The 11,832-nt window shown below is 68.9% G+C and carries 8 protein-coding genes and 1 pseudogene; 4 read left to right on the top strand and 5 right to left on the bottom strand.

Annotated elements, in window-relative coordinates; translation table 11 throughout:
• Nucleotides 1–12: 12 nt before the first annotated feature.
• Together QHF85_RS38105 and QHF85_RS38100 are read right to left on the bottom strand one after the other, a co-directional pair.
• Nucleotides 13–1,905, bottom strand: a complete 1,893-nt coding sequence (locus QHF85_RS38105; RefSeq protein WP_281332337.1) for an OPT family oligopeptide transporter — start codon at nucleotides 1,903–1,905, stop codon at nucleotides 13–15.
• 60 nt (nucleotides 1,906–1,965) lie between these two features.
• On the bottom strand, nucleotides 1,966–3,885 hold the full coding sequence (locus tag QHF85_RS38100; RefSeq protein WP_348652794.1) for a CocE/NonD family hydrolase: 1,920 nt from the start codon (nucleotides 3,883–3,885) through the stop codon (nucleotides 1,966–1,968).
• Nucleotides 3,886–4,110: 225 nt separating this feature from the next.
• Here QHF85_RS38100 and QHF85_RS38095 point away from each other — a divergent pair, with 225 nt between their 5' ends.
• Nucleotides 4,111–6,414: a M20/M25/M40 family metallo-hydrolase gene (locus tag QHF85_RS38095; protein WP_281332335.1), complete on the top strand. Its 2,304-nt coding sequence runs from the start codon at nucleotides 4,111–4,113 to the stop codon at nucleotides 6,412–6,414.
• Nucleotide 6,415: 1 nt separating this feature from the next.
• Here QHF85_RS38095 and QHF85_RS38090 read toward each other — a convergent pair whose 3' ends face one another.
• The gene (locus QHF85_RS38090) at nucleotides 6,416–7,201 is read right to left on the bottom strand and encodes a hypothetical protein (RefSeq protein ID WP_281332334.1); all 786 of its coding nucleotides are present in this window, start codon (nucleotides 7,199–7,201) and stop codon (nucleotides 6,416–6,418) included.
• A 245-nt stretch (nucleotides 7,202–7,446) separates the two neighbouring features.
• Between QHF85_RS38090 and QHF85_RS38085 the strand changes: the two genes are divergently transcribed.
• Genes QHF85_RS38085 through QHF85_RS38075 form a run of 3 tightly spaced genes read left to right on the top strand, consistent with a single transcriptional unit; the run spans nucleotide 7,447 to nucleotide 10,717 of the window.
• Nucleotides 7,447–8,730, top strand: a complete 1,284-nt coding sequence (locus tag QHF85_RS38085) for a ferredoxin--NADP reductase (protein ID WP_281332333.1) — start codon at nucleotides 7,447–7,449, stop codon at nucleotides 8,728–8,730.
• Nucleotides 8,730–9,509, top strand: a complete 780-nt coding sequence (locus QHF85_RS38080) for a MerR family transcriptional regulator (protein WP_281332387.1) — start codon at nucleotides 8,730–8,732, stop codon at nucleotides 9,507–9,509. The genes QHF85_RS38085 and QHF85_RS38080 overlap by 1 nt, the downstream gene beginning before the upstream one ends.
• Before the next feature lie 29 nt (nucleotides 9,510–9,538).
• Nucleotides 9,539–10,717 carry a ferritin-like domain-containing protein gene (locus QHF85_RS38075; protein WP_281332332.1) on the top strand — a complete coding sequence of 393 codons (1,179 nt, stop codon included), beginning with the start codon at nucleotides 9,539–9,541 and terminating at the stop codon, nucleotides 10,715–10,717.
• Between the two features lie 15 nt (nucleotides 10,718–10,732).
• Here QHF85_RS38075 and QHF85_RS38070 read toward each other — a convergent pair whose 3' ends face one another.
• Entirely contained in the window at nucleotides 10,733–11,356 is a 624-nt protein-coding gene (locus QHF85_RS38070) for a hypothetical protein (RefSeq protein WP_281332331.1), read from the bottom strand.
• A gap of 50 nt (nucleotides 11,357–11,406) precedes the next feature.
• Nucleotides 11,407–11,832: pseudogene (locus QHF85_RS38065) on the bottom strand (hypothetical protein); the annotation flags it as partial.

Here is an 11,832-nt window from a genome sequence, read left to right as displayed (position 1 = left end):
GTCCGAGCGCCCCTACTTCTGCAGCACGCCGGCCACCACCAGCAGCTTGATCGCGATTCCCATCAAGCTCTCGCCCGCGATCCACCCGCTCGACACCGGCACCGTCACCCGCTCGCCGAGCGCCGGCTTCGTCTTGCGCAGCACGTGCGCGATCGTCGCCCCGATGAACATCGCGATCGCGTTGCTCGCCGGGATCACGAGCGCGATCCCGAGGCCCGCCGGCGAAGGCACGAACGGCAGCAGCTTCTTCGGCGCGAATCGCTCCGCGAGCGCGAGCACGACGCCGAGCAGAAGGCCGATCACCATTGCCCGGCCCGCCCCCGGGGGCAATCCACCGAGCCCGCCTGCGAATGCCTTGGAGACGCCGGCCCACACGAGGCACGACGGCGCGGGCCACTCCTCGCTGCCGAGCACGGACGGGTCCGGCATGATGAGCCAGAAGGCCGGCACCACGACGAGCGCCCCGGCCACCACGCCGAAGAGCTGCCCTTTGAGCTGCTGCCGCGGGCTCGCGCCGAGCAGCCACCCGCTCTTCAGGTCGGTCAGCAAATCTGCCGAATGCAGCCCGACCCCGCCCGTCACGTTCGCGCTCATGATGTTGCCGGCGAGGTTTCCGGGCGAAAGCAGCCCGTAGACCGCCTGCGTCACCGGCCCGAGCGCCTTCGTCGGCGTCACGTCCGTCTCGCCCGTCACGCGCGCCGCGACGAACCCCATCACGACCGCGAGCGGCACCGCGATGATCCCGGCCCAGAGCGGGATGTGGAACAAGAAACCCATCAAGAGGATCACGATCGGCGCGAGCACGGCGAACCCCGCGGGGAACCACCAGGGCGGGCACTCCACCTCCGCGATGGGCTCCTCTTTCTCGGATTTCGCGCCGCGCTTGAATATCCCCGACAAACCGCGGAACGAGCGGACGATGCTCTTGTAATCGAGAAAAAAGCTCGTCAGTCCCGAGGCCACGAGGATCGCGGCGCCTGGCCAGAGCGTCCACCCGACGATCGCCTTGTAGCTCACCTCTTTGATCGCGTGCTCCTCGGCGAGCCGCGGCGCGAGGATCGCGTACCCGGCCATCCCCGAGAGCAGCAGCGACCAGGCCGTACGGAAGCTCATGAGCGCGCCCGCGCCGACCAGCACGAGCTCGCAGTTCAGCGTGATCGTCCAGTCCTTCGCCGCGCGCCCCGCGATCTGGAAGGGCAGCGCGATCGATCCTGGCAGGTTGAACGGGATCCACGCCGCCTTCGCGTCACGCAGAAACGCGAGCAGCGCGCCCATGAGCCCCGCGATCCCGAGCAGCCGCGCCTTCTCCTTGCCGGCGCCCGCGCCTTCTGCGCCCGCGTCTCCGTGGTGCGCCGCCTCGTGCATCGAACGCAGCGTCTCGGCCGTCGCGGTCCCCGTCGGGAATGCGAGCGCCTCCTTGTTGATGAGCTGCCGCTTGATCGGGATCGCCGCGAACACGCCCATCGCTGCGATCACGCCGAACCACAGCATCAGCCAGAGCGCGCTCGGCCGCGTCGTCGTGACCATGAGCAGCGCGCCGAACGCCGCCATGTTCCCGCCGCCCGTCATGTACCCGGCCGCGGACGCGACCGAGCCCATCGCGTTGTTCTCCAGGATCGAAAACTCGCTCTTCGTCAGCCTCGCCGCGCGAAGAAGCTCGAAGAGGGCGAACGCGAGGATGCAAGCCGTCAGCGTGACCCCGAGGCTCCAGCCCGTCTTGAAAAAGACGTAGAGGTTGGACAAACACATCACGCCGCCGATGAGCATCCCGGCGACGACCGCGCGCGGCGTGAGCTGTTTTTCCCCTTTGCGGTAGACCGTATCGAGCCATTGTTGCTCGGGGTCCTTCGCGGGCGTGTTTTCCGTCGGGGCAGCGGGCTCGGCGGACGCGTCGGTGGGGTTCATCGTGGTCATCGCGGGTGGGCCGTGAGCGTACCGGAGAACGTTGGAGGTGCGAAGAAAAACCTACTCGGTAAGCGCCGGGAGGATCGTCACTTCCAGCGCGCTCGGCATCGCTTGTGACCGATACACCCGGTGCGTCGCCTTCGTGAAATCGCCCGGTTTGGCCTCGAAGATGTTCGGCACGAATTTCTGCGGGTTTCGATCGATGAACGGGAACCACGTCGATTGCACCTGGATCACGATCCGGTGCCCCCGCTTGAACGTGTGGAACACGTCGTTCACCGCGAACTTCACCTTCGTCGGCTCGCCCGGGACGAACGGCTTCGGCGCCTCGTAGCTCTCGCGGAACCGGCCGCGGAACGGCTCGCCGCGCACGAGGGTCTGCTGGCCGCCCCGGTCCTTCTTGCCCGCCCACCGATCTTCCTTCGTGAACCCCGGCATCTTTCCTGGGTTCTCGTCGATGAGCTTCACGACCCAGTCCGCGTCGGTCCCCGTCGTGCTCACCCAGAGCTCGGCTTCGAGTGGGCCCGCGAGCGTGACGTCCCGCTCGAGCGGCTCCGACCGATATTCGATCACGTCGGGCCGGCGCGACGCGAAGCGCTGATCTTCGGCCATGTAGCTCGACGACCAGTTGTTCGCCATCTCCTGGGTGTACGGCACGGGTTTGTCCGGGTCGCTCACGTATTCGTCGCTCTCGGCCTCCGCGTTCTTCGGCGGCTCGAACGAAAGCGCGCCGCTCCCTTGCAGGTAGAGGCGCCCCTTCTTCGCCTCGCGCGGGGGCCAGGCGTCGAACCTCCGGAAGCGATTGGCGCCCACCTCGAAGACGAACGCCTCGGCGAGGTCCGGATCCGGCCCGTCCTTCAGGTGGTGCTTGAAGAACGCGAGCTCGAGATCCTGGAACACGATCGACGTCTGGAACCCGAACTCCGCGTCGCCGAGTTTGTCCCCTTTGCCGTGGTACCAGCCCCCGTGCTTCCACGGCCCCATCACGAGCGAATTCTTCGCGCCCGGGTTTTGCGCCTCGATCGCGCGGTACGTGGCGAGCGGCCCGTAGAGATCCTCCGTATCGAAGAACCCTCCCACGACGAGCATCGCGGCCTTGATGTTGCGCAGGTGCGGCAGGATGTTCCGGGCCTGCCAGAACGCGTCGTAGTTCGGGTGCGCCACGATCTCGCGGAAGAACGGGCGCTCGCCCTTGAAATGCTTCGCTTCGGCCTCGGACAGCGGCCCCGCGGAGAGGAAAAACCGATACGCGTCGGGCGTCCCGTAATCAAACCCGTCCCAATCGTCCTCGCTGTCCTCCTTCGGCTTCGGCCGCGGTTTGTCGAACGACGCGAAGAAATGGAAGCCGAGCTGCAAATTGAAGGCGCCGTGCCGGTGCATGTCATCGCCGCGGAACCAGTCCCCGATCGGCGCCTGCGGCGAGACCGCCTTCAAGGAGGGGTGGCCGTCGATCGCGCCGGCCGACGCATAAAACCCCGGATACGACACCCCGAGCATGCCCGCGCGCCCGTTGTTCCCGGCCACGTTCTTCGTCAGCCACTCGAGCGTGTCGTACGTATCCGTGCTCTCGTCGATGTCCTTTGGCCCTTTCTTGTCGAGGTGCGGGCGCACGTTCACGAACTCGCCCTCGGACATGTAGCGGCCGCGCACGTCCTGAAGCACGAAGATGAAGCCCTCCTTCTCGAAGCCTTCCGTGAAGAAACGCTTGGAGTACCGATCGGCCCCATACGGCGCCACGGAGTAAGGCGTGCGCATCATGAGGAACGGATACTTCCGTGACGCGGTCGCGTCGTTCGGCACGTACACCGCCGTGAACAGACGCGCGCCGTCGCGCATGGGAATGCGGTATTCGTATTTCGTGTAGCGCGATCGGATGAACTCCGCGCGCGCGTCCGGCTCCTCGCCCCCGCTCGAAGGCGCGGGCGCGGTAGCAGGCGCGGCGAGCGGCGGGGGCGTCGGGGCCGCCTTCTTCTCGTCCATCGAACACGCGGACGAGGCCAGAAGCGCGAGGACGAGCGGCGAAGTGCGGGCGAGAGAAACGGCAGGCGACACGAACGACCTCCTGGGAGCGCCGAGGAGCGCACAGGATAGACGCCTGCCGTTCGCCCTTGTGACCAAAAATTCAATCGACGTGCCGAAACATCGGAGGTAGTCCACTCGGAACATGCCGACCCTCCTGGACTTCGGGTACCCGAAGACGACCCGATGACGATGCCGCCGGCGGCCCCTCGTGCCGCGCTCGTGCTCGCCCTGCTCGCGATCGTCGCCCTGCGGATCGCGGGGTTCGTCCCGAAAGACCCTCCGGCGAGCGCCGCGCCGCAAACGTTTTCCGTCGATCGCGCCGCGGCCCATGTCGCCCACCTCGCCGCGGCGCCGCGTCCTCCGGGCACCCCGGGCCACGACGCCGCGCGGGAGCTCATTCGCGACGAGCTCACCCGCCTCGGCATTTCCGTGGAGGTGCAACGCGCCACGGCGCTCGGCACGCACTGGGGCGTGCCCTACGACGCCGCCCGCGTCGAGAACCTCGTCGCGCGTTTGCCCGGGCGCGAGCATGGCCCGGCGCTCGCGCTCGTCGCCCATTACGACTCCGTGCCGAATGCGCCCGGCGCGGCCGACGACGCGAGCGGCGTCGCGGTCTTGCTGGAGACGGCCCGCGCCCTCCGCGAGGGCCCCGCGCTCCGCAACGACGTGATCTTCCTTTTCACGGACGCCGAGGAGGCCGGCGTCCTCGGCGGGAACGTGTTCGTCCACGAGCACCCATCGTTCCGCGACGTCGGCCTCGTGCTGAATTTCGACGCGCGTGGCACGCGCGGGCCCGTCGGGCTCGTCGAGACGAGCGCCGGCGCCGGCGCGCTCGTGCGGCATTTCGCGGACGCCGCGCCCGATCCGGTGGCCTCGTCCCTCTTCCCCGAGGTCGCGCGCCGCCTCGGCCACCAGACCGATTTTTTCCCCTTTCGCCAGGCCGGCGTTCCCGGGATGAATTTCGCGTTCGCCGACGGAGCTGCCCATTACCACGCGCCCGTCGACGATCCGGCGCACCTCGACCGGCGTACCCTCGCGCAAGCGGGGACGCTCGCGCTCGCCCTCGCGCGACGCTTTGGCGAAATCGATCTCGCGACCCTCCCGGCCGAGCCTGTCATTTATTTCGACGTCCCGGGCCTCGGCCTCGTCGTGTACGGCCGCGCGTGGGCGCTGCCGATGGCGATGATCCCCGCGGCGCTGTTCGTCCTCGCGCTCCTGTTCGCCGTGCGGCGCGGGCAGGCGCGCCCCGCTCGCGTGCTCGCCGGGCTTGGCGCGCTCCTCGCGTCGCTCGTGGTCGCGGCCGCGCTGGCCATCGGCATCGTCGCCGCGCTCCGCGCCGTCGCACCCGCGTGGGGCGCTTTCCGCGGCGATCCCTTCGATCCAGGCCTCGCCCGCGTCGCCCTCGCCCTGCTCGGCGTCGCCGTGTATGCCGCCGCATATCGGTTTTTCCGGGCACGCCTCTCCCCTTTCGAACTCGCGCTCGGCGCGGCTTCGGCCTGGCTCCTCCTCGCCCTCGCCACGGCCGCGCTCGTGCCCGGGGCGAGCTTTCTTTTTGCCCTCCCGCTCGCCGCGTCACTCGCGGGCCTGCTCGTGTGGCAACGGCGCCCCTCGCCGGAATCGCCGCCGAGTGGCCTCTGGCTCTTGCTCTCCGCGCTCCCCGCGCTCGTCCTCGTCGTCCCCGTCCCTTATCTTCTTTTGATCGCCCTCGGCTTACCGCGCGCCGCGCCGGCCGTCGCCATCGTCGTCCTCCTCGCGGGCCTTTTTGCCCCGCTGCTCGAAGTCCTCGGCGTGGGCGCCTCTCGAAAACCCGCCCTCGGCCTCGCGGCGGCGTTCATGGTCACGCTCGGCCTGGCCGTCGCGACAAACCCATTTTCTCCCGCGCGCCCGCGCCCTGCGTGCCTCGCCTACGCCCTCGACGCCGATCGCCGCGAAGCCGTGTGGACGACGACCGAGGAAAAGCCGTCGCCCTGGACGGCCTTGCACATCCCCGAGGCCACGCGCCGCGCCGCTCGATTCTCCCTCCCCGACCAGGGCACGCTCCGGCACGAGGCCGAGGCGCCGCCGCTCGACCTCTCGCCTCCCCAGCTCGAATCCCTCGGCGATACGATCCACGACGGGATCCGCACGCTCCGCTTTCGAATTCGCTCGGGCCGAAGCGCGCCGTTCGTCCTCGTCTCCGTCACCTCGGAGGCGCCCCTTCGCGGCGGGACGATCGACGGGCGCCGCGTGGACGAGCCGAGCGGCTTTCGAGCGACGACCGCCGAGCCCTGGGGTTTCACGTTCCAGGGTTTGCCCGCGGAGGGCATCGAAGCCTCGATTGACGTCGCGCCCGGCGCGCCCGTGTCCGTGCGCGTGGTCGACCGGACGTACGCCTTGCCCGAATCGCTCCTCCGCGCGCCCATGCCCGCGGACGTGATGCCCATGCCCTTCCGCGTCGCCGGCTCGACGTTCGTCGCCGCCGAGCGCCATTTCGGCCCGACCCCCTGAATCAGACCGGTTTCTTCCGGCCCTTCTTCGTCGTCTTCCTGCCTGCGGCCTTCGTCGCTCCGTCGCGCAGATGCGACCAGAGCGGCAGCGTGGGCACGATCGGAGCCCCGGCCTCTGCGATCGCGCGACGAAGGGGTTGCGTGTCCACGGGTCCACCCTTGGGCCAAAGCACCTCGCCTTGCCCCTCGGCCACGTTGTCGAGCGCGTCGATCACCTTGCCGCGTGTTACGCCGAGCGTGTCGTGCACGAGCAGGCCCGGCCGAAAAGGCTCTTCCCGCTCCACGAGCGCGCGCTCGAAGGCCTGCTCGTCGAACGCCCCGCTGCCCGCGACGCCGAAGCCGAGCTCCTGCGGCGACGCCGCGATCGTCTTTTTTTCGTACGTCCGGAGGACGCCTTGATCGAGCGCGACGCGCTCCCCTTCCCCGTCGATCATCGCGCGGCCCTCGAAGCCGTCCGGCGTGAAGCGCATGGCGACGTCGTAGTCGCTCATGTCCGACGACGCCCACGCCACGTATTGCCAATCGCGCGCTCCTGCCTTCCGAAGCGCCTCGGCCGGCGCCGCGGCCCAGTCGTCCACGAGGAACACCTCGCAGCCGAACGAGAATGCCTGTGATTTGAGCCGGAAGTTCCCCGGGAAGTAGAACACCGCCTCGACGCGCGGGCTCACGGCCACGCGCACGAGGCTCTCGCCCGCGAAGCCCGGCTCCGCGTCGGCCCACGGTTCCATGAGGGCCTTCGCCGAGCAGCGACGTTTGTCGTACAGGTACGCGACGAACAGGTAGCTCACGGTAGCGAGGAAAGCATGGTCGCGGCAGGACGACAACTCGCCCCGCCGACGAACCCTCGCCGATGTTACGACCATGAACCATCAATCGCTTGTATTTCCTGTTCTTCTCGTCATCTCGTCGATTTCGTGCCGAGGACGACGACTGCGACGGCATCCCCAACGACGGATGCCCCTGAACCGTCGCGCGGAGCGCACAGTGTCAAGTGACACTTGACACTTCGCAGTCCAGCCGGTAGAAGCGAGCCATGGAGCTCGACAAGGCCCAGAAGCAGGCCGAGGCGCGCAAGAGCGGGGGCCCCGCGGACCTCCTGCCCGCCACGATCGTCGTCCGGCTCGAAGCGCTCGTGCGTGACGTACGCACGGTCCTGAACGATCTCACCGGCGTCCGCCCCGCGCCCTACGCCGTCCGCAAGCCGCTCGCCCGGCACCTCATCGCCGTGACGCCTTCGCCCACGCCGAGCGCCGGCATCACGCCGCGGAGGCTCCGCGTCACGCGCGTCGTGCGCGAGACCCCGGACGCCGTCTCGCTCTCCCTCACCGATCCCGAGGGCCGCCGCATCGCCTTCGTGCCCGGCCAGTTCTTCACCGTGCTCGTCACGCTCGCGAGCGGCGACGTGCTCCGTCGCGCCTATTCGATCTCGAGCGTGCCCGACGAAGACGGCGCCGCCGCCGAGGTGACGATCACGATCAAACGAATGCCCGGCGGGCGCGCTTCGAACCACCTGAATGATGCGATCACGGAAGGGGACATCCTCGATGTGCTCGGTCCCTCGGGCAGCTTCACGGTGACGCCGGATCCCGCCGCGCGAAGGCATCTCGTGCTCCTCGCGGGCGGCAGCGGCATCACGCCGCTCGCCTCGATCACGCGGACCACGCTCGCCCGCGAGCCCGGAGCGCGCGTCACGCTCGTCTATGGAAACCGGGGCGAGCGCGACATCATCTTCCGCGAGGCGCTCGAATCCCTCGCCGAAGCCCACGCGGATCGCTTCACGCTCCGCCACGTGCTCTCCGAGCCGCCCGCGGGTTTCACGGGACGCACGGGCCTGCTCGATCGCGACAACGTCACGCGCGAGCTCGACGCGATCGCCGCGTCCTCGGGCCTCGATGCCGACGCGACCGCCTATTACGTCTGCGGGCCCGAGCCGATGATGGCCGCGGCGCGGGAAGCGCTCCTCGCCCGCGGCGTTGATCCTGCCCGCATCCACGAAGAACGATTCTCCGCCCCCGCGCGCCGCACGGCGCCCGCGCTCCCCGCGGCCTCCGCCCCGATCGAGATCCGCGTCCGCGGACGCGCGAAGACCGTCACCGCCGCCCCCGGACAAACCCTGCTCGAAGCGGGCCTCGCCGCGTCCCTGCCCATGCCTTTCTCGTGTACGATGGGCGGGTGCGGCGTGTGCAAAGTGAAGCTCCTCTCGGGGAACGTGACGAGCGAGGAGCCGAATTGCCTCAACGAGGAGGAGAAAAATCAGGGGTTCGTGCTCGCGTGCGTGTCCCGCGCGGCGGCGCCGTGCGCGGTGGAAGTCCCGTGATGGACGCCGCGGTCGAGAGCAAGGAGCCCGCGCGCGCGAAGCCCGCGAGCGTGGACCGGGAGGCCTATCCGTATCGCATGAAAGACCTCTGCGAGCGGACGGGTTTGCCGCGGCAGGTCGTTCATTTCTACATCCAGCAGGGCCTCGTGCCGGAGGGGCACAAGACCGGCCGCAACATGGCGTATTACGGCGAGGAGCACCTCGCCCGCATCCTGCTCGTGCGCAAGCTCCAGCACGAGCGCTTCCTCCCGCTGCGCGCGATCAAGGCCCTGCTCGAGGAGCGCGATGAGGCCTTCAGCCCGGCGCAGCGCAGGTTCGTCCACGAGGTGAAGGCGCGCCTCAGCGCCACGCTCGGCGCGCGCGCGGACAAACCCACGACGGCGGACGCCCACGAGCTCATCCAGAAGCTCGGCCTCTCCCGGAAAGATCTCGAGCACATGGTCGAGCTCGGGCTCATCGCGGCCGCGGAGGAGCACGACGCCTCGGGGCGCGCGCGCCTCGTCGTCGCGAGCGATGACACGTGGATCCTGGAGACGTTCGCCGAGTTCCGGCGCATCGGCTTCGACGAGTCGATCGGTTTTTCGGCGCGCGACATCCTGATGTACGAGGAGGCCATGGGCGCGCTCTTCGCCCGCGAGGCGAAGCTGCTCGCCGAGCGCCTCTCCTCGCTCTCGCCCGAGCAAGCCGCCACCATGGTCGAGCGGGCGTTGCCGCTCATCAACGCCTTCCTGGTCCGCTACCACGACGCCCTGGCGAGGAACTTCCTCGCGACGCTTTGAGGCCCAACGGTTTTCGGAGGAGACATACGATGTTCGACACGAGCCGGCTCACGAGGTTCCTCCCGCCGAGAATGCAATCGCAGATCGACGCGTATTTCGAGGCGTTCGAGGTCCTCCTCTCGGTGAAAGATCCCAAGGTGCTCGGCGCGCTCGGCCCCTCGGGCGTGCGGGGCCTGCTCCTGCACCGGGGCAAACAAGGCACGCCGACCGACATGCCCGCGGCGCACACGGCCCATTTCAACTGGAGCTACCCGAGCGATCAGCCCGAGATGGCGGACCTCTATCGCCGCGCCAAGGTCGGCCAGTGGAACGGCGACGACCTGCCCTGGAACACGAGCGTCGATCCGCTCGATCCCGAGCGCCCGCTCATCCCCGAGGAGTTCCTCTCGTTCGAATACATCGAGGAGCTCGGCATCAAGCTCGACAAGGAGGAGCGGGCGGAGCTCGGCTACAGCATGTGCGCCTGGATGCTGAGCCAGTTCTTGCACGGCGAGCAGGGCGCGCTCTTCGCGGCCGCGCAGGTGACCGAGGCCGTGCAGTTCTTCGACGGCAAGCTCTACGGCGCCACGCAGGTGATGGACGAGGGCCGCCACGTCGAGGTCTTCAACCGTTACCTCGATACGAAGCTGAACAAGCTCTACCAGATCAACGACAACCTCTTCGTGATCATCGACTCGCTCATGACGGACGGCCGCTGGGACATGAAGTTCCTCGGCATGCAGATCATGGTCGAGGGCCTCGCGCTCGGCGCGTTCAGCACGCTCTACAAGCAGACGAAGGAGCCGCTCCTGAAGGAGCTGCTCAAGATGGTCATCCAGGACGAGGCGCGGCACGTGCATTACGGCGTCTGCGCGCTGCGCGAGCATTTCACGAAGCACCTGACGGCGCGGGAGCGGCAGGAGCGCGAGGACTGGGCGTTCGAGGTCGCGCTGCTCATGCGCAACCGCTTCGCTGCCTACGAGGTCTACGAGGAGTGGTTCGAGGGCCGGATGACGCGCGCCGAATGGCGAAACGTGGTGTACCGGTCGAAGGGGATGGAGGAGTTCCGGACCGTGATGTTCAGCCGCCTCGTGCCGAACCTGCGCGAGATCGGCCTGCTCTCCTCGCGGATCATGCCGCGCTACGAGGAGGTGGGCCTCATGCGGTACTTCGGCGGGCTCGCCGCGGACAAACTCACGGCGGAGACGCTGCTCTCGGATCTAGATTGAGGTTTTCCCGGCGCGTCAGGTTCCCTCGAGCCCGCGCCACGGCTTCGGGAAGAAGCGCCATTTGCCATTCACGTACGTGAGGCCGTCGAACGCCATGCCGAGCGTCTCGCCGGGCTTGACGAACTTGAACCGATACCAACGGACGCCCGGCTTCATGGCCTCGACGGCCTTCTTGTAGCCGCCGGGGAAATTCGGGCCGTCGCCCTGGCCCGCCGCGATCTCCTCCGTCGTCGCCGAATACAGGAGGAGCTGGGTTTGTCCCTCGTTCGGTTTGATGGCCGCGTTCGGGTCGGCCCACATCTTCTTGTAATGCGCTTCAAGCTTGGTCGCCGCGTCGTCCTTGAACACGGCCTTGTAATCCTCGGTCGTCGGCTCGAGCTGCTTCGTGAGCGCCGCGTGATCCGCGCCCGGCTTCAGGAACGGTTCGAGCAGCGCCTTCGCCGCATCCATGTCCTTGCCGCCGCCCGACGGCGCCGCCGCGCCCTCCCCCGCGGCCTTTTGCCCCGGCGCGGCCTTCCCTTCGGCGCCTGCCCTGGCCTCGGGCTTCGCCTCGCCGGCCGCCGGGTCGGGCTTGTTGCACCCGGCGCCGCAGAGGATCACGGCGACGAGCGATATCGCAGACAACGAACGAATGGACACGGCCACCTCCCTCGGGCGCACGCGCGCCGATCGTAAACCCGGAGCTCTTCTCACAAGACCTGCCCCGACGCGCCCGCGACGCCCGCGTTACCAGGCGAGGTGCCGCCCGCGCCGCCGGTGCCGGGGGTGAGCGTGTTGCCCATGACCGAGACCAGGTTGCTGTTGACGCGATACACGGCAAACGACGGGCCTCCCGAGCCGCCGCCGCCATGCCCGCCATTGCCGCCCTTGCCCCCGGTGCCGCCATTGCCTCCCTGGCCCACCTCGGCGGTGCACGCCGCATTGCCCGTCCCGCCGCCGCCGCCGGCCCCGCCCGCGGCGCCCGCGCCGCCGCTGCCGCCGGCCCCGCCCTTCGCGCTCTTGATCGTATTGCCCGACAGGAGCAATCCGTTCGAATTGATGACGAAGAGCCCGAACGATCCCCCGCCCGCGCCGCCGCCGCCGCCGCCCGTGCCGCCGCAGCCGCCCGCGCCGCC

The organism is Polyangium sp. 6x1, from assembly GCF_029946515.1.
Classification (GTDB): domain Bacteria; phylum Myxococcota_A; class Polyangia; order Polyangiales; family Polyangiaceae; genus Polyangium.
Note: the sequence above shows the minus strand (reverse complement) of the source record. Positions and strands in the feature narration are given on the sequence as shown.

Bases quoted from the DNA above. Each gene is read 5' to 3' on its own strand.
- QHF85_RS38105 (WP_281332337.1), bottom strand. From the start codon at position 1,905: ATGAACCCCACCGACGCGTCCGCCGAGCCCGCTGCCCCGACGGAAAAC.
- QHF85_RS38100 (WP_348652794.1), bottom strand. From the start codon at position 3,885: ATGGACGAGAAGAAGGCGGCCCCGACGCCCCCGCCGCTCGCCGCGCCT.
- QHF85_RS38095 (WP_281332335.1), top strand. From the start codon at position 4,111: ATGACGATGCCGCCGGCGGCCCCTCGTGCCGCGCTCGTGCTCGCCCTG.
- QHF85_RS38085 (WP_281332333.1), top strand. From the start codon at position 7,447: ATGGAGCTCGACAAGGCCCAGAAGCAGGCCGAGGCGCGCAAGAGCGGG.
- QHF85_RS38080 (WP_281332387.1), top strand. From the start codon at position 8,730: ATGGACGCCGCGGTCGAGAGCAAGGAGCCCGCGCGCGCGAAGCCCGCG.
- QHF85_RS38075 (WP_281332332.1), top strand. From the start codon at position 9,539: ATGTTCGACACGAGCCGGCTCACGAGGTTCCTCCCGCCGAGAATGCAA.